The sequence below is a fragment of the Glutamicibacter sp. AGC84 genome (genome assembly GCF_053543575.1).
Map to the genome: position 1 here is coordinate 170349 of NZ_JBLVOC010000005.1, position 22111 is coordinate 192459.

At 62.2% G+C, this 22111-nt stretch carries 21 protein-coding genes, 4 tRNA genes and 1 riboswitch; of the genes, 19 read left to right on the forward strand and 6 right to left on the reverse strand.

The window, feature by feature from the left end; all coding sequences use genetic code 11:
- Positions 1-47: 47 nt before the first annotated feature.
- On the reverse strand, positions 48-536 hold the full coding sequence (locus tag ACNPN0_RS02570; RefSeq protein ID WP_105656897.1) for a YajQ family cyclic di-GMP-binding protein: 489 nt from the start codon (positions 534-536) through the stop codon (positions 48-50).
- A 182-nt stretch (positions 537-718) separates the two neighbouring features.
- On the opposite strand from ACNPN0_RS02570, the gene ACNPN0_RS02575 reads away from it, so the two are divergent.
- A tRNA-Tyr gene (locus tag ACNPN0_RS02575) sits at positions 719-800 on the forward strand.
- Between the two features lie 141 nt (positions 801-941).
- Positions 942-1316: a thioredoxin gene (gene trxA / locus ACNPN0_RS02580; protein WP_105656896.1), complete on the forward strand. Its 375-nt coding sequence runs from the start codon at positions 942-944 to the stop codon at positions 1314-1316.
- Between the two features lie 24 nt (positions 1317-1340).
- Here the strand turns inward: trxA and ACNPN0_RS02585 are convergent, their stop codons facing one another.
- Complete coding sequence (locus ACNPN0_RS02585; protein WP_332487052.1) at positions 1341-2303, reverse strand: DNA-3-methyladenine glycosylase family protein; 963 nt, start codon at positions 2301-2303, stop codon at positions 1341-1343.
- A gap of 139 nt (positions 2304-2442) precedes the next feature.
- Here ACNPN0_RS02585 and ACNPN0_RS02590 point away from each other — a divergent pair, with 139 nt between their 5' ends.
- Together ACNPN0_RS02590 and ACNPN0_RS02595 are read left to right on the forward strand one after the other, a co-directional pair.
- Entirely contained in the window at positions 2443-3807 is a 1365-nt protein-coding gene (locus tag ACNPN0_RS02590) for a pyridoxal-phosphate dependent enzyme (RefSeq protein WP_105657076.1), read from the forward strand.
- A gap of 27 nt (positions 3808-3834) precedes the next feature.
- The gene (locus tag ACNPN0_RS02595; RefSeq protein WP_426733817.1) at positions 3835-4992 is read left to right on the forward strand and encodes a cystathionine gamma-synthase; all 1158 of its coding nucleotides are present in this window, start codon (positions 3835-3837) and stop codon (positions 4990-4992) included.
- A gap of 88 nt (positions 4993-5080) precedes the next feature.
- Here the strand turns inward: ACNPN0_RS02595 and ACNPN0_RS02600 are convergent, their stop codons facing one another.
- A complete protein-coding gene (locus tag ACNPN0_RS02600) occupies positions 5081-5497 on the reverse strand; it encodes a hypothetical protein (protein ID WP_133833604.1) in 417 nt (138 codons plus the stop codon).
- 308 nt (positions 5498-5805) lie between these two features.
- On the opposite strand from ACNPN0_RS02600, the gene ACNPN0_RS02605 reads away from it, so the two are divergent.
- Entirely contained in the window at positions 5806-7725 is a 1920-nt protein-coding gene (locus ACNPN0_RS02605) for a DEAD/DEAH box helicase (protein ID WP_105662540.1), read from the forward strand.
- 92 nt (positions 7726-7817) lie between these two features.
- Here the strand turns inward: ACNPN0_RS02605 and thiC are convergent, their stop codons facing one another.
- Both thiC and ACNPN0_RS02615 read right to left on the reverse strand, forming a co-directional pair.
- Positions 7818-9560 carry a phosphomethylpyrimidine synthase ThiC gene (gene thiC, locus ACNPN0_RS02610; RefSeq protein WP_448937629.1) on the reverse strand — a complete coding sequence of 581 codons (1743 nt, stop codon included), beginning with the start codon at positions 9558-9560 and terminating at the stop codon, positions 7818-7820.
- A riboswitch (TPP riboswitch) is annotated at positions 9557-9664 on the reverse strand. It overlaps the preceding gene by 4 nt.
- A gap of 275 nt (positions 9665-9939) precedes the next feature.
- Positions 9940-10011 (reverse strand) — tRNA-Thr (locus ACNPN0_RS02615).
- Positions 10012-10544: 533 nt separating this feature from the next.
- Between ACNPN0_RS02615 and ACNPN0_RS02620 the strand changes: the two genes are divergently transcribed.
- Positions 10545-10616, forward strand: a tRNA-Thr gene (locus ACNPN0_RS02620).
- 47 nt (positions 10617-10663) lie between these two features.
- Positions 10664-10737, forward strand: a tRNA-Met gene (locus ACNPN0_RS02625).
- A gap of 142 nt (positions 10738-10879) precedes the next feature.
- Here ACNPN0_RS02625 and ACNPN0_RS02630 read toward each other — a convergent pair.
- Positions 10880-11653: a GTP pyrophosphokinase gene (locus ACNPN0_RS02630; protein WP_448937630.1), complete on the reverse strand. Its 774-nt coding sequence runs from the start codon at positions 11651-11653 to the stop codon at positions 10880-10882.
- Between the two features lie 203 nt (positions 11654-11856).
- Between ACNPN0_RS02630 and ACNPN0_RS02635 the strand changes: the two genes are divergently transcribed.
- From ACNPN0_RS02635 to ACNPN0_RS02690, 12 genes are all read left to right on the forward strand, one after another.
- Positions 11857-12630, forward strand: coding sequence for an AraC family transcriptional regulator (locus tag ACNPN0_RS02635; protein ID WP_448937631.1), 774 nt, complete (start codon positions 11857-11859; stop codon positions 12628-12630).
- A 194-nt stretch (positions 12631-12824) separates the two neighbouring features.
- The gene (locus tag ACNPN0_RS02640) at positions 12825-13874 is read left to right on the forward strand and encodes an iron-siderophore ABC transporter substrate-binding protein (RefSeq protein ID WP_448937632.1); all 1050 of its coding nucleotides are present in this window, start codon (positions 12825-12827) and stop codon (positions 13872-13874) included.
- A gap of 54 nt (positions 13875-13928) precedes the next feature.
- Positions 13929-14972 carry a FecCD family ABC transporter permease gene (locus ACNPN0_RS02645; RefSeq protein WP_448937633.1) on the forward strand — a complete coding sequence of 348 codons (1044 nt, stop codon included), beginning with the start codon at positions 13929-13931 and terminating at the stop codon, positions 14970-14972.
- Positions 14969-16069 (forward strand): FecCD family ABC transporter permease, encoded by a 1101-nt coding sequence (locus tag ACNPN0_RS02650; RefSeq protein WP_448937634.1) that lies wholly within the window; start codon positions 14969-14971, stop codon positions 16067-16069. The genes ACNPN0_RS02645 and ACNPN0_RS02650 overlap by 4 nt, the downstream gene beginning before the upstream one ends.
- Positions 16069-16875 carry an ABC transporter ATP-binding protein gene (locus ACNPN0_RS02655; RefSeq protein WP_448937635.1) on the forward strand — a complete coding sequence of 269 codons (807 nt, stop codon included), beginning with the start codon at positions 16069-16071 and terminating at the stop codon, positions 16873-16875. The genes ACNPN0_RS02650 and ACNPN0_RS02655 overlap by 1 nt, the downstream gene beginning before the upstream one ends.
- A gap of 59 nt (positions 16876-16934) precedes the next feature.
- Positions 16935-17876 carry a DUF2797 domain-containing protein gene (locus ACNPN0_RS02660; protein WP_448937636.1) on the forward strand — a complete coding sequence of 314 codons (942 nt, stop codon included), beginning with the start codon at positions 16935-16937 and terminating at the stop codon, positions 17874-17876.
- An 87-nt stretch (positions 17877-17963) separates the two neighbouring features.
- The gene (locus ACNPN0_RS02665; RefSeq protein WP_105656889.1) at positions 17964-18239 is read left to right on the forward strand and encodes a hypothetical protein; all 276 of its coding nucleotides are present in this window, start codon (positions 17964-17966) and stop codon (positions 18237-18239) included.
- Between the two features lie 101 nt (positions 18240-18340).
- A complete protein-coding gene (locus ACNPN0_RS02670; RefSeq protein ID WP_105656888.1) occupies positions 18341-18787 on the forward strand; it encodes a MaoC family dehydratase N-terminal domain-containing protein in 447 nt (148 codons plus the stop codon).
- Positions 18788-18789: 2 nt separating this feature from the next.
- Positions 18790-19206, forward strand: coding sequence for a MaoC family dehydratase (locus tag ACNPN0_RS02675; RefSeq protein WP_105656887.1), 417 nt, complete (start codon positions 18790-18792; stop codon positions 19204-19206).
- 2 nt (positions 19207-19208) lie between these two features.
- Positions 19209-20408, forward strand: a complete 1200-nt coding sequence (locus ACNPN0_RS02680; RefSeq protein WP_105656886.1) for an MFS transporter — start codon at positions 19209-19211, stop codon at positions 20406-20408.
- Positions 20409-20460: 52 nt separating this feature from the next.
- A complete protein-coding gene (locus ACNPN0_RS02685) occupies positions 20461-21522 on the forward strand; it encodes a UDP-N-acetylmuramate dehydrogenase (RefSeq protein ID WP_133833608.1) in 1062 nt (353 codons plus the stop codon).
- 52 nt (positions 21523-21574) lie between these two features.
- A complete protein-coding gene (locus ACNPN0_RS02690) occupies positions 21575-22090 on the forward strand; it encodes a GNAT family N-acetyltransferase (protein WP_388022769.1) in 516 nt (171 codons plus the stop codon).
- Positions 22091-22111 lie beyond the last annotated feature (21 nt).

Consider the following 22111-nt stretch of genomic DNA (forward strand, 5'->3'; position numbering starts at 1 on the left):
AACCCCCCCTCGCTGTGTATCACGTGATTTCTAACGCTGGGTCAGTCCTAGCGGAAGTTCACGAACTGCAGATCCGCTTCTTCGAAGTCGCGCAGCAGAGCCATGGTGGCCTGCAGGTCATCGCGGGACTTGGAAGAGACGCGCAGCTCGTCACCCTGAATGGTTGACTTGATGCCCTTAGGCGCCTCATCGCGAATCAGCTTGTTGATCTTCTTGGCGACATCCTGGGCGATGCCCTCCTTGATGCTTGCTTCGATGCGGTATTCCTTGCCGGATGCAAATGGCTCGCCGGCATCCAATGACTTCAGGGAAATGCCGCGCTTGACCAGCTTGGACTGGAAAACATCCAGTACTGCGTTGACGCGCTCTTCCGAGTTGGCCTTCATCAGGATCTTCTCGCCGCTGAAATCAACTTCAGCGCCAACGCCCTTGAAGTCGTAGCGCTGGGCAATTTCCTTCTGGGCCTGGTTCATCGCGTTGGCGACTTCCTGGCTATCAACCTTGCTTACGACGTCGAATGTGGAATCACTAGCCATGTGAATACTCCTAGTTGAAACGGGTCTGATTCGCTTCATAGCCTACCGGTTTTGCCCCCTGGATTTGGGGTGTGATCAGGCTTACAGCAAAAATGCCCCTCTCGATTTCACAACATCGAAAAACTCCTGTAGAGTTATTTCTCGTTCCGACAAGAGCAAATGTTCTTGAAGCGAACGTACTCGGCAGATTACCCGAGTGGCCAAAGGGGGCTGACTGTAAATCAGCTGGCAACGCCTTCACTGGTTCGAATCCAGTATCTGCCACAAAATAACTCCCGGATCCCAGGATCCGGGAGTTTTTTGCATGCGGAAGGAATGCACGGCAACCCGGATCTTTCCTATTCCCGGTTCCGAACAAGATCACCTTTCTACGTATTTCAAATAAGGATCGGCTACCGTATAACCATGGCAACGAAAAATGTGAGCGAAGACGACTTCGCGAAGTTGATTGAAGACAACGACATCGTCCTCGTGGACTTCTGGGCTGACTGGTGCGGGCCGTGCAAGCAGTTTGCACCGGTTTACGACCAGACCTCGGACAAGTTCAGCGACGTCGTTTTTGCCAAGGTGGATACCGAAGCTGAGCAGGGCCTGGCACGTGCAGCTAACGTGACCTCGATTCCTACCATCATGGCGTTCCGCGAACAGGTCCTCGTATTCTCGCAGGCTGGTGCGTTGAACCAGACCCAGCTCGAAGATCTCGTCACCGCGGTCAAGGGCATTGACATGAGCGAAGTGCACAAGCAGATCGCCGAGGAAGCCGCGCAGGCTGATTCCTAAGAACCATTAGAGGCTTCGGGCTCCTTACCTCCGCCGGTGATCCAGCGGTGCGTAACGGGGCCCGAAGCTTTGTTTTTTCTGCCCCGAAAGCACCAGCAAGCGCACTACGCGTTGACGGTGCGGGGCGTATGGCGCCAATAGCTCCAGCATCTGCCCATCGCTGATTCGGGAACCGGTAAGCACCTGGCCCACGAAATCAGCCAGATGGAAATCTCCCACCGAAATATGGTCACTGGATCCGTGGGAGCGCTGCAGGGTTTCGGCAATTGTCCAGGGACCAATGCCCGGCACCGAACCCAAGGCGGCTTCCAAGGTGCCCGGAGCCTTGGCGGTGGGCCGTGCATGGTCCATTGGCTTCTCTGCCCACCACTGCAAACTGCCGGCAACCTGCAGCAGGCGTGCCATGGTGTTAGCCCGCTGTCCTTCAACGCGCGCCTTTTGCCAGTCCCATCGCCTCATCGAGGCTAGCTTTTGCGGTCCGGGGAAAATCATCAGGCCCTCGGGAGCCGGACCCGGAGCCCGCTGTCCCAAATGGCGGATCAGCCAGCGCCAGGCATAATTCGCTTCAATCCCGGTCACCCGCTGTTCCAAGATCGCCCCGGCGGCGTGCTCAAAGATCCTGCCGGTGCTGGGCAGAACGAAGTCCGGATGCAACGAGCGGGTGCGCGCGATAATTTCGGGGAACTGCCCTTCTTTGATCCTCGCGTCGAAATCGCTCCAGTCATCGAGCGCCCCTAGAAGGTTCGGAGCTGAGCCGATGGCCCAGTGGGCTCCGGGACCCCATGCTCGAAACGTTGCCGGGGCGGTGGGCGCGGGCTTGCTGATTTGCAGCGTGGCATCTCCGAACGGTGTTCCGAAGGCCAGCCATGCTTCGCTCTGGGACAGGCGGATGGTCGGATCTCCCAGTCCCCGGCGCAGGATTCCCAAAGTCTTGAGCAAGGACACGGGGCGGTGCGGATCGTAATCGGCGCTCAACGGCTTCTCCATGAATCGCATCCTATAGCCTCGTGCCTGCAGTAGCTTGCGGCAGGCTTGCCTAGCACTGATGAAAAGTGCCCGTCCACTGCGTGACGTTTCGCTACGTGCCGGAACGACATGTATGACAACCGCCGGTAAAGTTCTTGACATGAAGTATGCGTCCACAGTCCTAGATCTGATCGGCAATACCCCTTTGGTGAAGCTCAATCGAGTCACCGAGGGGATCAAAGCCACTGTATTGGTGAAGCTTGAATACTTGAATCCGGGTGGTTCCATCAAGGACCGCATCGCATTGAAGATGGTCGAGCGCGCCGAAGAATCCGGCCAGCTCAAGCCCGGCGGAACCATCGTGGAACCAACCAGCGGCAACACCGGTGTCGGCTTGGCCATGGTGGGCCAGCTCAAGGGCTACAACACCATCTTCGTCACCCCGGATAAGGTCGGCGAGGAAAAGCGCGACGTACTGCGCGCCTACGGTGCCAAGGTAGTAGTCACCCCAACCGCGGTGGCCCCGGATTCCCCTCAGTCCTACTACGGCGTATCGGACCGCCTGGTTACCGAGATCGACGGCGCCTACAAGCCCGACCAGTTCTCCAACCCGGCAGCACCTGACAGCCACTTCGAAACCACCGGACCGGAAATCTGGAACGACACCGACGGCAAGCTGACCCATGCGGTCATCAGCGCAGGAACCGGCGGCACCATCACCGGCACCGGACGCTACCTCAAGCAGGTTTCCGCCGGCCGCGCCTCGGGCCCGGTCAAGATCATTGCCGCTGACCCGGATGGCTCGGTCTACTCCGGTGGCACCGGACGCCCATACTTCGTCGAGGGCGTCGGCGAAGATATGTGGCCAGGGAACTACGACCCATCCGTGCCGGATGCCGTGGAACCAGTCACCGACGCTGAGGCTTTTGAAATGACCCGCCGGTTGGCCAAGGAAGAAGGCCTGCTGCTGGGCGGTTCTTCGGGCATGGCAGTGGTCGCCGCGCTGCGTGCAGCCAAGGACTTGGGCGAAGACGACATAGTTGTCGTGATCGCCCCGGATGGCGGCCGCGGCTACCTGGCCAAGATCTTCAACGACCAGTGGATGCTGGACCAGGGCTTCACCACCGATGAATACTCCGCCTTGGACTTCATCGGCGCGGCACTTGCCAAGCAGGGCACCACCACGGTGGCTTTGGATACCACCCTGGCCGAAGCGGCCAAGGCACTGCGCGAGCAGGGCGATGACGCATTGGTCGTGTCGACCTCGCCGCTGCCAGCGCGTATCGGCGAGATCCGCGGTGTCATTGGCGCGGGGGACATCACCGACGCACTGCTGGCTGGCGCAGAACCAACCAGTACGCTGGCAGACCTGGGCGACTTGGCCAAGCCATTCATCGGCACTGCAGACACCCCGGAACATGCACAGGAACTGCTCAAGAGCCACCCGGCCGTACTGCTGACCAAGGGCGGCGAAGTGATCGCCGCGGCTACCGCCGCCGATCTCTTGGCCTACTCCACCCGCTAGAGACAACACCTCAAAGGATTGATATCGATGACTGAAAACCACCAGGGAGCAAACACCCGCTTTGTCCATGCGGGCCAGGAATTCGAACCGGTCACCGGCGCGGTAGTTCCGCCGCTGCACTTCTCCTCGACCTACGCGCAGGACGGCATTGGCGGCCTGCGCAACGGATACGAGTACGGCCGCGGCACCAACCCGACCCGCGACGCGCTGCAGGCGCAGCTGGCCGGCGCAGAATTCGGCACCCACGCCTTCTCCTTCAGCTCCGGCCTGGCCGCCGAGGATTCGCTGATCCGTGCGATCCTGCGTCCGGGCGATCACATTGTGCTGGGCAACGACGCCTACGGTGGAACCTTCCGCCTGATTGACCGCGTGCTGGGCGACTGGGGTATCGGCAACACCCCGGTGAACATGGCTGATGAAGCAGCGCTGGCTGCCGCTATCGAAAAGAACAAGGCCAAGCTGGTGTGGGTTGAGACCCCTTCGAACCCGATGATGACCATCACCGACATCGCCAAGGTCGCGCAGATTGCCCACGCCGCCGGAGCATTGCTGGTCGTGGACAACACCTTCGCCAGCCCATTCCTGCAGCAGCCGCTGACCCTGGGTGCTGACATCGTGGTCCACTCGACCACCAAGTACATTGGCGGCCACTCCGATGTGGTGGGCGGTGCGGTGATCGTCAAGGATGCGCAGCTCGCAGAAAAGATCGGATTCATCCAGTTCGCTGTGGGTGCCGTCTCGGGCCCGATGGACGCCTTCTTGACCACCCGCGGCCTGAAGACCCTGGGCGTTCGCATGCGCGCCCACTCGGAGAACGCCGCACAGGTTGCCGGGTGGCTGCGTGAGCGCAGCGAAGTCGAGCGCGTGCTCTACCCGGGCTTCGAAGACCACCCGGGCCACGAGATTGCCAAGAAGCAGATGTCCGGCTTCGGCGGCATGGTGTCCGTCCAGTTCACCGGCGGAGAATCAGCGGCCCGCAAGATTGCCGAGAGCACCAAGCTATTCACCTTGGCAGAATCCCTGGGCGGCATCGAATCGCTGATGAACTACCCGTCGGAGATGACCCACGCTTCGGTGAAGGGTACCGAGCTGGCGGTTCCGGTGAACCTGTTGCGCCTGTCCGTTGGCATCGAAGACCCGGCAGATTTGATTGAAGACCTGGATAAGGCCTTCGCCAACCTGTAAGAACCAAGCGCAAAGGACCTGGGTCCCGCTGCCCGCAAAGGGCAACGGAACCCAGGTCCTTGGTGCTTTGAACGAAGTTCCGGATCGGCTACCGGCGGCGCTTGGCCGGTTTGGGATCCACGATCTTGAAATACCTGTTGCTCGCTGGCATCCACATCAAGGCCACGCTGAACATGATGATGGCCGCCAACAGCGAATAGCGGCCGAATCGCAGCAACAGCGGCAGCGCGGTAATCAGGCCCAACCAGGACAGCTGGGCGCGCGCGGCCCGGTCCCCGGTGAATAAGCGGTAACCCAGCACACAGCAGGCAAGGCCGGCAGCGGCGAAAAAGATCATCAGCGCAATGGCTCCGAAATCCAGCGCGGAATCCTGGATATGCTCGTAAGCCAGGAAGCCTCCGAAGCCGAGAAAAAGCACTCCGGCTAGGAGCCATAGCATTTGGGCGATGAACAATCCGCCTGGGGTGGGCTCATCTGGACGTCGCGGAAAAAGTGGTTTCTTCACGTTCTCAACCCTACGTGCTTTGGTGCGGTGCCCGATCTCACACGCTCTCGACACTGACAATAGTGGCCTGTTCAAGCTAGCATTAAGTGTTCGCGAACATCAGGGTATCCCTCTCGCATCCAGCCCAATTTTTGAGGCCGGAGCCTTCTCGTGTTGTATTTTCCGCAAAGTGTGTGCGGGTCTTTATGTCATAGGGGAGCGCTTGATGAGCGTGACTTGTATCTGACTGTGCAGCCTATACGTCGTTTCTTTGGGGACGGCCAAGGCCTATCCCCTAACGAATGAGGTAATTCTTCGTGTCTTCTGACATGCCCGTAAACACCGACGACAACCAGACCCCGGAAGAGCCAACCGTGCTCTTCTCCGAACTTGGCCTGGATGCCCGCGTGCTTGCATCGCTTGCCGACCTTGGCTACGAAAAGCCATCGCCAATCCAGGCAGCGACCATTCCACTGCTTCTCGAAGGCCGCGACGTTGTCGGCCTGGCCCAGACCGGTACCGGCAAGACCGCTGCTTTCGCGCTTCCTGCCCTGTCCCGCATGGCAGAGCTGGCTGACACCAATGGTCCAGCCAAGACCCCGCAGATCCTGGTTCTGGCTCCAACCCGCGAGCTGGCCCTCCAGGTCGCCGAAGCCTTCACTTCCTACGCCAAGTACCTGCCGAACTTCACCGTTCTGCCAGTGTACGGCGGCTCGCCATACGGCCCGCAGCTCAACGGCTTGCGCCGTGGCGCCCAGGTAGTCGTTGGTACCCCAGGTCGCGTTATCGACCACATCAACAAGGGTTCCTTGGACCTGTCGAACCTGCAGTACGTTGTCCTTGATGAGGCCGACGAAATGCTGCGCATGGGCTTCGCCGAAGAGGTCGACAAGATCTTGGAAGCTACCCCGGAGGACAAGCAGGTTGCCCTGTTCTCGGCAACCATGCCACGCACCATCCGCCGCATCGCTTCGGAATACCTGCGCAACCCGCAGGAAGTTGCCGTGAAGTCCAAGCAGTCCACCGGCACCAACATCACCCAGCGCTACCTGCAGGTCATGGGCGCCCACAAGCTGGACGCCATGACCCGCATCCTGGAATCCGAGTCGTTCGAAGGCGTTATCACCTTCGTCCGCACCAAGATGGCTACCGAGGACCTGGCCGACAAGCTGAAGGCCCGCGGCTTCACCGCGGCTGCCATCAACGGCGACATCCCTCAGCAGCAGCGTGAGCGCACCGTGGAAAACCTGCGCTCGGGCAAGATCGATATCCTGGTTGCTACCGACGTGGCAGCTCGTGGCTTGGACGTTGAGCGTATTTCGCACGTTATCAACTTCGACATCCCGCATGACACCGAGTCCTACGTGCACCGCATTGGCCGTACCGGCCGTGCTGGCCGCTCGGGCGACGCGATCCTGTTCATGACCCCGCGCGAGAAGTACTTGCTGCGTGCCATCGAGAAGGCTACCCGCCAGCCGGTGACCCAGATGCAGCTGCCTTCGCTGGATTCGGTCAATGACCGTCGTATCCAGAAGTTCACCGATCGCATCGACAAGACCATCAGTGGCCAGGACCTGACCACCTTCCGCGAAATCGTGGAGAAGTTCGCTTCCGAGCACGAAGACCTGGACCAGCTGGAAATCGCAGCTGCACTGGCTCTGATGGCCCAGGGCGGCCGCCCGCTGCTGATGACCGAACCAGTCATGTCCCCTTCGAAGAAGGCACGCATGGATCGCCCAGAGCGCGGCGAGCGTAGCGAACGCGGTGACCGTGGCGATCGCGGTCCACGTGCCCGCAAGACCGCTGCCGAGGGCAACGCCATGTACCGTCTGGCCGTTGGCCGCCGCAACCGCGTGCAGCCGGGCTCGATCGTTGGCGCACTGGCCAACGAGGGCGGCTTCGATTCTTCGGAAATCGGCGGCATCGAGATCCGTTCGGACCACACCCTGGTCGAGTTGCCAGCAGAGCTGAGCAAGGACCAGTGGCGTGCACTGTCCAAGACCCGCATCGGCGGCGAAGCCATCGAGCTCGAGCTCGACAATGGCCGCAGCCCGCGTCGCGACGACGAAGGCGACCGCGGTGGCTTCCGTGGCGGCCGTGGTGGTGGCTTCGGCGGCGGACGCAGTGGCGGCCGTGGCGGTTTCGGTGGCGGACGCGGCGGCGGACGTGGCGGCTTCGGCGGCGGCGGACGCGGCGGCAAGGATCGCTTCAGCGACTCGGGCCGCAGCGGTGGACGTCGCGACTACTAAGCCAGTCGCACGCAGCTGAACAGCATTGAATAACGCCCTTGGGGCAAGCCGAAAGCTTGCCCCAAGGGCGTTTTTCGTGCGCCGCAGGCTATTTACGGAGCAGGAGTTCCCACCGGGATCCCGTCCCCGAGATAGACCGTGCCGCCGCTTTCAAGGAACTGCCTGCTTTTCTGCGCCATCCCGGCCAATGCGGCCTGCGCCTCGGCCGAGCCGTACTCGTCGCGGATATCCTGGGAGATGCGCATGGAGCAGAACTTCGGCCCGCACATGGAGCAGAAGTGGGCGGTCTTGGCCGGCTCGGCCGGCAAGGTCTCATCATGGAATTCCTGTGCGGTGACCGGGTCAAGGGACAACGCGAACTGGTCATTCCAGCGGAATTCGAAGCGCGCCTTGCTCAGCGCATCATCCCGCGCTGTGGCACCCGGGTGGCCCTTGGCCAGATCGGCGGCGTGCGCAGCGATCTTGTAGGTGATCACCCCGGTCTTCACATCATCCCGGTTGGGCAGTCCCAGATGCTCCTTGGGGGTGACGTAGCAGAGCATCGCGGTCCCGTACCGTGCGATCTCCGTGGCGCCAATGGCGCTGGTGATGTGGTCGTAGCCCGGGGCGATGTCGGTGACCAGCGGGCCAAGGGTATAGAACGGCGCCCCGTCGCACAGCTGCTGCTGGCGTTCCACATTCTCGCGCACCAGATGGAACGGGATATGCCCCGGGCCTTCGACCATCACCTGCACATCGTACTTCCAGGCGCGCTTGGTCAGCTCGGCCAGGGTGTCCAGCTCGGCGAACTGGGCGGCGTCGTTCGCATCTGCGATGGAGCCCGGGCGCAGCCCGTCGCCCAGCGAGAAGGCCACGTCGTACTGCGCGAAGATCTCGCACAACTGATCGAAGTGGGTGTACAGGAAATTCTCCTGGTGGTGCGCCAAGCACCAGCCGGCCATGATGGACCCGCCACGCGAGACCATGCCGGTGACCCGGTTGGCGGTCAGCGGGATGTAGCGCAGCAGCACCCCGGCGTGGATGGTCATGTAGTCCACGCCCTGCTCGCACTGCTCGATGACGGTGTCGCGGAAGATCTCCCAGGTCAGTTCGTTGGCTTCGCCGTTGACCTTCTCCAACGCCTGGTAGATCGGCACGGTGCCGATGGGGACCGGGGAGTTGCGGATGATCCACTCGCGGGTGGTGTGGATGTCATCTCCGGTGGACAGGTCCATTACCGTGTCCGCGCCCCATTTGGCCGCCCACTGGAGCTTGGAGACTTCTTCTACGATGGAGCTGGTCACCGCCGAGTTGCCGATATTCGCATTGATCTTGACCAGGAACGCCTTGCCGATGATCATCGGCTCGGATTCCGGGTGGTTGATGTTCGCCGGGATGATGGCTCGCCCGGCCGCGAGCTCGCTGCGCACCAGCTCGACATCGCATTCCTCGCGCAGGGCCACATAGCGCATTTCCGGGGTGATGATCCCGGCACGCGCATAGTGCATTTGCGTCACGCGGGCTCCGTCAACGGCCCGCAGCGGCGGGGCTGAGCGTCCGGCCCATTCCGCGCTCGCCGTGCCGCGGCGGACCGCTGAGCGTCCGTCGTCGTGCAGGTTGCGTTCGCGACCTGCATAGGTTTCCACGTCCCCGCGTTCCAGGATCCACCGCTCGCGGAAGGGCTGCAGGCCCTGGGTGGGCTCGCTTCCCGGTCCGCTGGTGCGATATACCGCCAGCGGCTCGTTGGGCTGTCCATTGGGGGAGTCTGCCAATTGGATCTGCGTGACGGGAACAGAAATTCCCGCAGATTCGCGGTAGGCAAGGGTGTGGGCAGGGTGCTGTTCAATTTGTTCCACTGGGGAAACTCACTTCCTTCGCCGGCATTACCCGGACAGGTTCAACGGTCGCGGACGGCGATAGCCCGATCTCAGCCCTTGCCAGGGCACCCGTGTGGTCGCGAACAATTTAGCACGCTTGGGAGGAAGAATTGCAAATCCAGTGGTCAAACGGTGACATCAAATCAGGTTGAGTGCGATGGCATCTGCGCCGGAGATTATTTTCGGAGGCGAGCAGCCTATTGCGGCGCGCATCCGGAATCAGAGGTAGACGCCGCGGCAGATGGCTGGCAAAGCAGCGCGGGCGCAGGCTGGGTCGATGTCCGCGCGATGGGGCTCTGAGCGTGGCAGATAAACAAAAAGAGAAGCAATCTGGAACCAGATTGCTTCTCTTATTTCGAGCCCCCTGCCGGAATCGATCCGGCGACCTCGTTCTTACCAAGAACGCGCTCTACCACTGAGCTAAGGGGGCAACAGGTAAATACTTTACACAGGTTTTCGAGGTTTGCAAAATCATCCGGGAATTTGTTGCTGACATCACAATATTCCTAATCAAGACGGAAATGGGAGTCGGGCTGCCTAGGTGAATTCCGCGCGAGTAAGAACTTGCCTTCATGCCTCCTGGATTCCGTTTGCGGTGCGTTGGGACGACTCCGCGCACCGGATGCCAAATGTCCTTCCGGGCAATCCATAACCCCAGGGTCGAGGGACTAGGGGAGTCGAGCCTCCTGTAATTTTTCGGGAGAAGATTTGCGGTTTTACCAAGAGGGGAAGTGTCGCGGGGTTTTATCCTGCACGTCTGGTCGAATCCGTGATTGACCTCAAGGAAAACCTCCGTGAGCATCGTCACCCGAGGACTTTTTGTCCCAGTCTTCGTCCCTGAAGATTCGGAATAGGTGGCTAATGTCTATTTGACTAGTAGTTTTACGGGAATTTCGGAGTGTTTTCCAGGTCGGTTTGCCGATTTTTCTTTGCCGGGAAATGCGTGTAGAGTATTTACTCGTTGCCCCCTTAGCTCAGTGGTAGAGCGCGTTCTTGGTAAGAACGAGGTCGCCGGATCGATTCCGGCAGGGGGCTCTGAGTGAGAAGCTTTCTTGGCTTCTACTGGATTGCTTCTCACTTGTGGCGGCGTAGCTCAGCTGGTTAGAGCGCACGACTCATAATCGTGAGGTCCCGGGATCGAGTCCCGGCGCCGCTACCGATTCAGCCCCGAAATCCTTGCGGATTTCGGGGCTTTTCCATTTCGCTATGAATGGGGCACCGCGGGCCCGCAATCTTTCGCGCCAGGCCCGGGCGGCGGGCCATTGCCGGATAGGTGCGCCGATCAAGTGCCCCGTGGCCTAGAGTTCTGGGCCGTTCTCCTGTTGAGGGTTGCCGCCTGACGCCTCCTTGGCCAGCATGAGCAATCCCTCGATGATCTCGGAGCCGGCTTCTTGCCTGTCTGTGGTCTCACGGTTTGCATCGTGGCCGTGGACCTCGGTGTGCAGCCTCTGCATTTGCATGTCCAACTGTGTGGCAAAGGCCGCCGCCTCGGCGAGCTCGGCAGCCAAATGTGCCGGAACTTCGCCTTCGTATTTGTAGAAGATCTTGTGCTCAAGGCTGGCCCAGAAATCTTGGGCGATGGTGCGGATCTGCAATTCCACAATCACGTTGACAGGCCCATCTGAGAGGAAGACGGGAATTTCGAGGATGGCATGCACGCTCTTGTAGCCGCTCGGCTTCGGATTCTTGATGTAGTCCTTGATCTGGATGACCTTCAGATCGTTCTGCGCGGTCAGGGTGTTGAGCACCTTGTAGATATCCTTGACGAAGCTGCAGGTGATGCGGACCCCGGCGATATCGCTGATGTTCTGCCTGATGGCGGGCAGCGAGGGATGGATGTTCCGCTGGCTGACCTTGCGCATGATGCTCTCGGGGGTTTTCACCCGGGAGGTGACATGCTCGATAGGGTTGTACTTGTGAAGGTAGAGGAACTCCTCGCGCAGAATCGACACCTTGGTGAGGACCTCGTCGACGGCGAACTGGTACTCCATCATGAACCGCTGGAATTGCAGATGGAAGGCCTGCGTCATTTCCTGCAATTTTCCCGGGCTGAGGTTCGCAGTCGATGGCATGGCAACGGCATCGCGTTGATCTTCTTGGTTTGGCGTTGAAATCCTAAATCACCTCTGCAGGTTGTGGCCATGTCCGCGGACATGGTGCGCTGTAGTCCCAGCGTAGGTCATCGGCCTAGGAATTAGGCTAGAAAGAGTGATGAATCCGTAGGGTTTTCATGCAGGATGCCAGCGGGCGGGGCCCGGGGCGAAGGGAGGAACGCATGGTTGAGCAGCGCCAACTGCCGGTGTACGCCGCCGGCGCCATCGAGGTGCCGTTTGTCATCGGGTCCTTCCAAGAGCGTGTGGAAGTCGATACGGAGTGGCCGGCTCATTCGCACCCCACCCATGAGCTGTTGTGGAATCGGAAGGGCATTTCCTTGGTGAGTGTCGGCCAACGCACCTGGACCGTGACCCCGGCGCTGGGCGCCTGGATGCCGGCGGGAGTGCTGCACTCGGGCATGGCGAGGGCCGGCAGCGTCTGCAATATGAACCATTTCGGGGTGCGCAGCGTGCAGCCGCTTGCGTCCGAACCTGTCGCCGTGGTGATCACCCCGCTTCTGGGTCTGCTCTTGGAACGCCTTGCCGATCCGGATTTGAGTCCGAAGTCCCGCGCTATTACCGAAGCCGCGGCGATGGACAATTTGCTCCCCGCGCCGGGGCAACTGTCCATACATGTTCCCCAGGCGGAGTTGCTGCAACCTATCGTGCGAAGCATGCTGTCCTCGCCCAAGCCGGCGCTCGGTCTCCAGCAGTGGGCGGACCGGCTGGGTGTCAGCGGCCGGACCATATCCAGGGCCTTTCAAGCCGAAACCGGACTCGGCTATGCCAAATGGGTAGCGGCGTTGCATGCCCAGCAAGCAATGGAACTGGTGGCCCGGGGAGAAGACCTCCAGGAAATCGCGCATGGGCTGGGATTCAGCTCCCAGAGTGCGCTGGGTGCCGCCTTCCGCAGAAGCACGGGTTTCACGCTGTCCTCGTTCCGCGAACCGAAATAGCATTGTCGTTTTCGCGCGAATATTGTCATTTTCGCGCGATTGCGAAGAATTGCCTTGGTGCATACGATATAGAGGAAAGGCTCACCTAACTGGATTGCTCAACGGGAATCATGCGTATTGCCATGGTTGTTTCTGTTCCGTTTGCGCAAGATCCCGGATGAGCGCACTCGCTGACACACCGTGGAGAAAAAACCATGCTCGCATCACGCCGTACCCTCTGGAAGCCTGCCGTTTTCGCAGCAGCCGCCGCCCTGGCCCTGACCGGTTGCTCGCAGGCCGCGACTGGATCCAGCGACCCGGTTCCAGCCGCCAGCGAAGCAGCCCAAAGTTATCCGTTGAGCATTGAGCATGCCCTGGGGAGTGCCGAAATTCCAGAAAAGCCGCAACGCATCGCCACAGTGAATTGGTCCAACCAGGAAGTGCCGCTGGCTCTGGGCATCGTCCCTGTGGGCATGGCGGCCGCCAATTTCGGAGATGACGGCGCAGACGGGATCCTTCCTTGGGTCGAAGACAAGCTTGCGGAATTGGGCGGGGAAACCCCGGTGCTCTTCGACGAAACCGACGGCGTGGACTTCGAGGCAGTGGCCGACTCCAAGCCGGATTTGATCCTGGCCGGCTATTCCGGGCTCACCCAGGAAGACTATGACACGCTCAGCCAGATCGCCCCGGTCGTCGCCTATCCCCAGGCTCCGTGGTCTACGACCTGGCGGGACAATATCTTGCTGAGCTCCAAAGCCCTGGGCATGGAAGCCGAGGGCAAGGAAATGATCGAGGGCATTGAGGCGGACATCGCTGAAGGGCTCGAAGAGCATCCGAGCATTGCAGGAAAATCCGTGATGTTCGTGACCCATGTCGACCCTGCTGATCTGTCCACCATCAATTTCTACACGACGCACGATACCCGTACGGCCTTCTTCGATGACTTGGGCATGGCCACCCCCGACGCGGTAGCCGAAGCATCGAGCGGCGACGTGAAATTCTCCGGCGAGATCTCGGCGGAAAACGTGGACACGCTCTCGGACGTCGATGTGATCGTCACCTATGGTGACGAGGAACTGGTGAAAACCCTCGAAGCCGACCCGCTGCTGTCGCAGATGCCGGCAGTGAAGAACCACGCAGTGGTCGCGCTGGATGGCAGCGGTCCGCTCGGCACGGCAGCCAACCCGACTCCGCTGGCCATCTCGTGGGTGCTTGATGACTACCTCGACCTGTTGGGCGAAGCAGCCGAGAAGGCAGGCAAGTAGCAGCGATCCGGCGCGCCGCGGCGCACCGGGGATTGAAGACCGGGGACTTCCTGAATGATTGAAACGGCTCAGCGCCGAGACGTGGCTGGCGCTGCCTTGCGCCAGCCGCGCAGGCGCCGGCTTCTCTGGCTGGCACTAGTGCTGCTCATCGTGGTTCTGCTCGCTGTGGCATCCGTTGCCATCGGGGCCAGGAGCGTGTCCGCCGCCGATGTGTGGGCTGGTCTGCAGGGGCACGCCCAGAACGTCTCGCAGGCAGCCGTGGTCAAACGCGTGCCGCGGACCGTGCTGGCACTTGTCATCGGGGCGGCTCTGGGGCTCTCCGGAGCCATCATGCAAGCAGTCACCCGGAACCCGCTGGCCGATCCGAGCATCCTGGGAGTGAACATGGGCGCGTCGCTCGCCGTGGTCATTGGCATTGCCTGGTTCGGCCTCAGCACCGCCCACGGCTACATCTGGGCGGCGATTGCCGGTGCGGGGCTGGCAGCGATCTTCGTCTACGTGGTGGGGTCCATGGGCCGCGGCGGGGCCACCCCGTTGAAGCTCGCCCTGGCCGGGGCCGCCACCTCCGCGGCCCTGGCTTCCTTCATCACCGCCATCTCCCTGCCCCGGGCGGATCTGGGCGACATCATCCGGTCGTGGCAAATCGGCGGGGTTGGCGGAGCGACCTTCGCCAACGTCGCACCGATGCTGCCCTTCCTGGCCGTGGGACTGGTAGTGGCGCTGGGCAGCGCGAATGCACTCAATTCCCTGGCTTTGGGCGACGAACTGGCAGCAGGGCTGGGAGAAAAAGTCATGCTCATCCGGGCAGTTTCCGCCCTGGCTGCGGTCATCCTGTGCGGAGCGGCGACGGCCATGGCCGGACCCATCGGCTTTGTCGGACTGGTGATTCCGCATATGTGCCGGTTGCTCATCGGCGTGGACCAGCGCTGGCTGCTGCCGTTCTCGGCTTTGGCCGGGGCCGGGCTGCTGGTGCTCTCCGACATCATCGGGAGGATCGTGGCCCGGCCCGGGGAACTGGATGTGGGCATCCTGACGGCGCTGATCGGTGCGCCGGTATTCATCATCATCGTGCGGCGGGCAAAGGTCAGGGAACTGTGAAGGCAACGATCCAATCGGCGCTGGCGGACCCGGCCATCGCACCCGGGGCCGAGGCCGCGCAGGACCGCGCCCAACTGGTGCGCAGGCTGCGTGCCGCGCGCGCACTGCGCCAGCGGCAACGCCGGATGATCATCGCAGTGCTGGTCCTGCTGGTGCTGGGCATGGTGCTGCTGAGCCTTTGCGTGGGCCAGAGCAACTACTCGCCAGCGCAGGTGTGGCAGGTGATTCTCGGGCACCAGGTTCCCGGGGCCAGTTTCACCGTGGGCACACTGCGCCTGCCGCGCACCGCCATCGGCCTGATTGCGGGACTGGCGTTCGGGCTCGCCGGAGCCAGCTTCCAGACGCTGCTGCGCAACCCGCTGGCCAGCCCGGATGTGATCGGCATCAGCACCGGCGCCTCAGCGGCCGCGGCCTTCGCCATCGTAATGCTCTCGCTGTCCGGAACCATGGTCTCGGCCTTCGCCATCGCCGCCGGCCTGCTGGTCGCTTTCCTGATCTACATCCTGTCCTACAAGGGCGGAGCTGCCGGAACCCGGCTGATCCTGGTGGGCATCGGCATTGCCGCGATGCTCGAATCGCTGATCAGCTGGGTGCTGGACCAGGCCGGGCAGTGGGACCTGCAGGAGGCCACGCGCTGGCTCACCGGCAGCCTGAACGGCAGCACCTGGGGCGAAACCCTGCCGGTGCTGCTGGCGCTGGCCGTGCTCGGCCCGCTGCTGCTGGGCCAGGCCAAGTACCTGGACAGCCTGCAAATGGGCGATGATGCCGCGGCCGCCCTGGGCACCCGCGTGGAACGAACGCGGATCCTGGTCATCCTGGCTGCCGTCGGGCTTATTTCCTTCGCTACCGCGGCCACCGGGCCCATCGCCTTCGTCGCTTTCCTTTCCGGGCCCATCGCCGGGCGCATCATCGGGTCCCGCGGCTCGAAGCTGCTGCCCGCCGCGCTCATCGGAGCGCTGCTGGTGCTGGTGGCCGACTTTGCCGGGCAATACCTGCTGGGCACGCGCTTCCCGGTGGGAGTCATCACCGGGGCACTCGGTGCACCGTATCTGGTCTACCTCATCATTCGAACCAACCGTGCTGGAGGCACCCTGTAATGCCGCGCAGTGAACTGGCCGCCACCGATTTGCACGTCGGCTATGGCGAGCGCATCATCATCGATGGACTCGACCTTCAAATCCCGGCGGGGAAGATCACCTCCATTGTCGGGCCCAATGCCTGCGGCAAGTCCACCTTGCTGCGCTCGATGTCCAGGCTGCTGCGTCCCAGGGCCGGACAAGTGCTGCTCGATGGCCACGACATCCACCGGATGCAGCCCAAGGCACTGGCCAAGACCCTGGGCCTGCTGCCGCAAACCCCGATCGCTCCGGAAGGGATCACCGTGGCGGACCTGGTGGGGCGCGGGAGGCAACCGCACCAGGGGCTGTTCTCCCGCTGGAGCGATGCAGACGACGTAGCGGTAGCCCAAGCGCTGGAAGCCACCTCCACTGCGGAACTGGCGGACCGGCCGGTGGACGAGCTCTCCGGCGGCCAGCGACAGCGCGTCTGGATCGCCATGGCGCTGGCACAGGGCACGCAGGTGCTGCTGCTCGACGAACCGACCACCTATCTGGATGTCAGCCACCAGCTGGACGTGCTGGATCTGCTCACCGACCTCAACCGGCAACGCGGGACCACGGTGGTGATGGTGCTGCACGATTTGAATCTGGCAGCGCGCTACTCCGATCACCTGGTCGCCATGCGCGACGGGCAGATCAGGGCGCAGGGCGCACCCGAGGACATGCTCACCGCGCAGGTGGTCCACGAGGTCTTCGGCCTGCCTTGCCAGGTCATCGCCGACCCGAGCACGCTCAAGCCGCTGGTGCTGCCCGCGGGCCGCCACCACATGCTCGCCCACCGCTAGGCGAGCGGCGCCGGGCGGTTGTGGCCTAAGGTGGGAGGGGCAACTTCAGAAAGGTCCTGATGGAATTCGCTTCAGCTACCCGGCAGCTATGCCACGGCATCAGCTTCGCAGAACACGAACCCGCCCCGATGCTCCGGCTGCGCGCCGGCGATACCTGGAGCACCGAATACCTGGAAGCCAACCGTTCACTAAGCCTGCGCATCGGCGAACTGAAATTCTGCCTGGGCTACATCACGATGAACAGCGATGGCTCTCGCAACACCTTGCCTTGCCCGAAGAACAAAGCGCTGCGTACCGGAACCCAGTGCGAACGCTGCCGCCGGCTGGATCATTCGAAGTTCATGCATCATTTCCACAAGACCGGCGAAGCCCCGGAAGGCATGCGCAAGTACCTGGAGCAGCCGCACTTCTTGTATGTCGCAAGCTTCGCCCATGGGGCGACCAAAGTCGGTACCACCTCAACCCAGAGCAAATGGACTCGCTTGGCGCAGCAGGGAGCGGTCATTGCCCGCTATATTGCCCGCGCCGCTGATGGAGCCGCTATTCGAGTGCTCGAAGACCTTGTCACTGAACACGTGGGCCTGAGCCAGCAAGTCCGGCAGAAGTCCAAGATCAAGGGACTGGCCAGCTGGGAACTGGACTACGCCCAGCTGGACCAGATCAACTCCGAAGCGGCAAGCCGGGCCCGGTCCTTCCTTGGCGCCCAGCGGGGCTTGGAAACCTACGGCGTGCAGCTGCGCGACGAGCTGTGGGAACAACCGGCCTTCGCCCGCCCGGTAGTAGACGCCTGGGATACCCATGCGCTGCATGCCTGGAATACCGCGCTGGGCGGGAACACCGTGAATCTGCGCATCCGCGGCGTGCTGGGGCAAAGCATCCTCGCAGACAGCGGCGAAGGCACCACCGTGCGCCTGCTGGATGCCGCCGAGTTGAAGACCCGCGAGGTCGCCATCGTGGAGAACTGCGCAGATTTCAGGGAAGAGCAATCCGCCCTGTTCTGAATCAGGCCCAGCGTTGTCGGGGGAGTCACGGGGAAATGCCCCGGCCACAATGAGCGGACACAGCCGGAGCTGAACTAGACTTGAACCATGACCAACACTCCTTGGGAATCAGCCTCACCACGCTATAAGAAGCTCGTCTTCGCTGCCATGGGCATCATGGGCGCAGGCATCATCTTGGCCATCATCGGCGCCAACATTCCATCGCTGCCAACGGTCTACACAGCAATCGGCATCATGGTCATCGGCATGCTCTGCCACATCGCCGGACTGGTTGTCCGCGCCAGGGATGCGCGCCAGTGGCGCATTGCCAATGGCCTGGCGGCCCCTCGAGCCAAGAAGCGCCCGGCGGACGGGCAGGACTAGGGCTCCGCAAGAATTCCACCGTGTGACCGCTTGGCTGCGCCCGGGTCCCGTATCCGGCGGCAGCCTCGCCTGGCCACTTCCAACAACGTTCAGGAGAATCCATGGGCATCAACCCCGACCTGGTAGGGCGCATCTACCCTGCCGGCGAGTCCTACCAGGTAGGCCGCGAAAAGATCCGCGAATTCGCCAAGGCCACCAAGGCCGCCAACCAGGCGCACTACGATGTGCAGGCCGCTCGCGAGCTGGGCTATAGCGATGTCGTTGCCCCTCCGACCTTCGCGATCATCATCGCCCAGCGCGCTGACGCGCAGCTGATTGCCGACCCGGCCAGTGGCATCGACTTCTCCCGCGTGGTGCACGCCGACCAGCGCTTCACCCATCACCGTCCAATCGTTGCCGGCGATGAACTGCTTGCCGAGCTCTACGTGGACCAGGTCCGTGAAATGGGTGCCGGTGCCATGATCACCACCCGCGCGGAAATAACCACCGTGGCTGGCGAGAAGATCGCAACCACCGTTTCATCGCTACTGGTACGAGCTGAGGACTAAGCATGATTGAATTCGAAAGCCTCGAAAAGGGCCAGGTCATTGGATCGCACACGGTGCAGGTCAACCGCGCGGACCTCGTCCGCTATGCAGGTGCCTCGGGCGACTTCAACCCGATTCACTGGAATGAGCGCTTCGCCAAGGAAGTGGAACTGCCATCGGTGATTGCCCACGGCATGTTCACCATGGGATCGGTCATCGACCTGGTCTCCCAGTGGGTCGGCAACCCGGGGGCCATCATCGACTACCAGACCCGCTTCACCAAGCCGGTAGTCGTCGAAGATCCCGAAGGTACCACCATTTCGGTGGAGGGCAAGGTCGGTGCCTTGGACTCCGAAGCCCGCACCGCCCGCATCGATCTGGCAGTCTCGGCCCATGACAGCAAGGTACTGCTCAAGTGCCAAGCCGTGGTGCAGCTCTAGGCATGCAACTTCCCGGTGAAGCGCAGAGGCCTGTAACCCAGTGGCGCAACGCGCTGATGGCCGCCTACCTGGCCAGCGGCCTGCTGATCTCGGCCCTGGTTTCGCGCTTGCCCGCAGTGCGTGATGCCCTGCAGCTGGACCACGCCAGCGTTGGACTGCTGCTGCTGTGCATGAGTGCAGGATCCTTCCTGTCCGTCTCGGTCTCAGGACAACTGGTTCTGCGCCTTGGGGCCACCCGCGTCATGCGCATCGCCGCGACAATAGCCGGCTGTTCACTCATTCTTGTAGGCGTGGGCGCAGGAATCTTTGGCAGCGCCCTGATCTGCGGCATCTTCCTCTTCGCCCAGGGCCTGGGGACCGCATCATGGAATGTCGCCTCCAATGTCCAAGGCGCGGCCATGGAACGCGCCTTGGGCAAGAGCATCATGCCCGCCCTGCACGGTTTCTTCTCCATCGGCACCGTGATCGGTGCCGGCGCTGGTGCGCTAGGTGCCCGACTGCAGATCCCGTTGCAGTACCACTACGGCTTCATGGGCCTGGTTATCGTCTTCACCGTGCTCTACAGTGCCCGATTCTACGGAGAAGACTACAGCCGGACCCCGCGCACCAGCAGCGGGACCTCGCTGAAGAAGGCATGGACCGAACCGCAGACCGTCCTCTTGGGCGTTCTGGTTCTGGGCATGGCCCTGGCTGAAGGCGCAGCCGGCGACTGGGTGGCCATGGCACTGGTGGATGGATACCACACGAAGGAAGGCGTGGGAGCCATCGGCTACGGCGTCTTCGTTACCGCCATGACCCTGACCCGGCTGCTGTCCGGCGATCTGATCTTGCGCCTGGGCCGCGTCGTCATGATCCGGGCCAGCGCCATCAGCGCCCTGGTCGGGGTACTGCTCTTCGCCTTTGGCAACAACCTGCCGCTGGCCTTCGTGGCCTTGGCCATCTGGGGCATGGGAGTGGCCCTGACCTTCCCGCTGGCCATGAGCGCGGCATCGGATGATCCTGTTCATGCCGCGACCCGCGTCTCGGTAGTGTCCACCATCGGCTACGGCGCCTTCCTCGGTGGCCCGCCGCTTTTGGGACTGCTGGCTGAAGTCATCGGCCTGCTCCCTGCTTTGGGTTCCATTTCCATCCTGGTGGTCGTGGCCTTCTGCTTGTCCTCTAATGCCGCCGGAAACCGTACCGGCGGCGCAGGCAAAGCGTAGAACGCCGGCCGGCCGCACCTATTCGTTCCCATACGGAAAGTAAACTGAAGCAATGCTGAAGAATCTGACCACGACCCACGTTGGTGGGCCAGCCCAGCAATTGGTGACCGCTACCAGCGAAGCTGAACTGGCTCAAGCCGTTGCGGCAGCAGACACCGCAGGGCACGACGTTCTGCTCATTGGCGGGGGTTCCAACCTGGTGATCTCCGACGAGGGGTACCCGGGCGTCGCAGTGCAGATCGCCACCCGCGGACTGCACCTGGACGAGCAGCCTAATGGCAAGGTGCTGCTGCGCGCTGCCGCCGGCGAGAACTGGGACACGACCGTTGAATACAGCCTGGCTGAGGGCCTGAGCGGACTGGAAGCGCTCTCGGGCATCCCCGGGTGCACCGGTGCCACTCCGGTGCAGAACGTCGGGGCCTACGGGGCAGACATTTCCCAGACCCTGGCGTGGGTGCGTGCCTACGACCGCCAGAGCAACCAGGTACTCAAGCTGGATAACTCCGAGCTTGGTTTCGCCTACCGCGATTCGGTCATCAAGCGCACGAGCACCAACGGATCCCCACGCTACGTGGTCCTGGAAGTGGCCTTCCTGCTGACCCGTGAAAATGAATCGGCTCCTATCCGCTATGCAGAGCTGGCCCGCCGGCTCGGAGTCGAAGCTGGCGAACGCGCCGACGCACTCGAAGTGCGCCAGACCGTTCTGGACTTGCGTCGTTCCAAGGGCATGGTCTTTGATGCCAGGGATGCCGACTCGCACTCCACGGGTTCCTTCTTCACCAACCCCATCGTTGAATCCAGCGTCATGGGCAAGCTTCCCGAGAACGCTCCGAGCTACCCGGCGGAACAAGCTGGCTTCCTCAAGCTGTCCGCCGCGTGGCTCATCGACCAGGCCGGTTTCGGCAAGGGCTACGGCTTGGAGGGGACCGAGGGGTTCGCGCTCGCTGGCGGCCGAGCGTCCCTGTCCACCAAGCACACACTGGCCATCACCAACCGCGGGGAAGCCACCGCCCAGGACATTGTGGCCATTGCGCGGGCAGTTCGCGCCGGCGTGCAGCAGCGTTTTGGCATTGAACTGGTCAATGAGCCGCTGCTGATCGGCCTAGCTCTCTAAGCGAGCAGCATGCCAGCCATCGCCGGAACACGGGAGGAAAACAAGGGTGCACTTGTCATTGCGAAAGCTCGCGCTGGAGGATATCGACCTGCTGGAAGCGAACTTCCAATCCGTGCAGGGCGCCGGTGAAGCCCAGTGGTTCGGCTTCTGGGATACGAACAAGCTGCGCGCCCGTGTCGGCCAGGACCAGTTGATCGGCAACGCCGATGGCGCGCTGGCGGTCTGCTTGGGGGAGCAGGTAATCGGCAAAGTCGATTGGTTCACCGTTTCGTCGTGGGGCCGGGCCAACACCTCGGCCTGCTGGGAAGTCGCTATCGGCATCTTTGCCCAGTACCGCGGCCAGGGCCATGGCACGCAGGCGCAGAAGATGCTCGTCGACTACTTGTTCACCCACTACCCCCGTCATCGGATCCAGGCTACGACAACCGCAGAAAATGCGGCTGAGCAGAAGTGCCTGGAGAAGCTGGGGTTCACCCGCGAGGGTGTCATCCGCCAAGCGCAGTGGCGCGCCGGTGCGTGGCATGACCAGCTGATCTATTCAGTACTCCGGGATGAGTGGGCCCACTAGAGCTCATCCGCAGGGGAAATG

What these genes read in the sequence shown, in the direction of transcription:
- ACNPN0_RS02570 (WP_105656897.1), bottom strand. Translation starts at nt 536, where the DNA reads ATGGCTAGTGATTCCACATTCGACGTCGTAAGCAAGGTTGATAGCCAG.
- trxA (WP_105656896.1), top strand. Translation starts at nt 942, where the DNA reads ATGGCAACGAAAAATGTGAGCGAAGACGACTTCGCGAAGTTGATTGAA.
- ACNPN0_RS02585 (WP_332487052.1), bottom strand. Translation starts at nt 2,303, where the DNA reads ATGGAGAAGCCGTTGAGCGCCGATTACGATCCGCACCGCCCCGTGTCC.
- ACNPN0_RS02590 (WP_105657076.1), top strand. Translation starts at nt 2,443, where the DNA reads ATGAAGTATGCGTCCACAGTCCTAGATCTGATCGGCAATACCCCTTTG.
- ACNPN0_RS02595 (WP_426733817.1), top strand. Translation starts at nt 3,835, where the DNA reads ATGACTGAAAACCACCAGGGAGCAAACACCCGCTTTGTCCATGCGGGC.
- ACNPN0_RS02605 (WP_105662540.1), top strand. Translation starts at nt 5,806, where the DNA reads ATGCCCGTAAACACCGACGACAACCAGACCCCGGAAGAGCCAACCGTG.
- ACNPN0_RS02630 (WP_448937630.1), bottom strand. Translation starts at nt 11,653, where the DNA reads ATGCCATCGACTGCGAACCTCAGCCCGGGAAAATTGCAGGAAATGACG.
- ACNPN0_RS02635 (WP_448937631.1), top strand. Translation starts at nt 11,857, where the DNA reads ATGGTTGAGCAGCGCCAACTGCCGGTGTACGCCGCCGGCGCCATCGAG.
- ACNPN0_RS02640 (WP_448937632.1), top strand. Translation starts at nt 12,825, where the DNA reads ATGCTCGCATCACGCCGTACCCTCTGGAAGCCTGCCGTTTTCGCAGCA.
- ACNPN0_RS02645 (WP_448937633.1), top strand. Translation starts at nt 13,929, where the DNA reads ATGATTGAAACGGCTCAGCGCCGAGACGTGGCTGGCGCTGCCTTGCGC.
- ACNPN0_RS02655 (WP_448937635.1), top strand. Translation starts at nt 16,069, where the DNA reads ATGCCGCGCAGTGAACTGGCCGCCACCGATTTGCACGTCGGCTATGGC.
- ACNPN0_RS02660 (WP_448937636.1), top strand. Translation starts at nt 16,935, where the DNA reads ATGGAATTCGCTTCAGCTACCCGGCAGCTATGCCACGGCATCAGCTTC.
- ACNPN0_RS02665 (WP_105656889.1), top strand. Translation starts at nt 17,964, where the DNA reads ATGACCAACACTCCTTGGGAATCAGCCTCACCACGCTATAAGAAGCTC.
- ACNPN0_RS02670 (WP_105656888.1), top strand. Translation starts at nt 18,341, where the DNA reads ATGGGCATCAACCCCGACCTGGTAGGGCGCATCTACCCTGCCGGCGAG.
- ACNPN0_RS02675 (WP_105656887.1), top strand. Translation starts at nt 18,790, where the DNA reads ATGATTGAATTCGAAAGCCTCGAAAAGGGCCAGGTCATTGGATCGCAC.
- ACNPN0_RS02680 (WP_105656886.1), top strand. Translation starts at nt 19,209, where the DNA reads ATGCAACTTCCCGGTGAAGCGCAGAGGCCTGTAACCCAGTGGCGCAAC.
- ACNPN0_RS02685 (WP_133833608.1), top strand. Translation starts at nt 20,461, where the DNA reads ATGCTGAAGAATCTGACCACGACCCACGTTGGTGGGCCAGCCCAGCAA.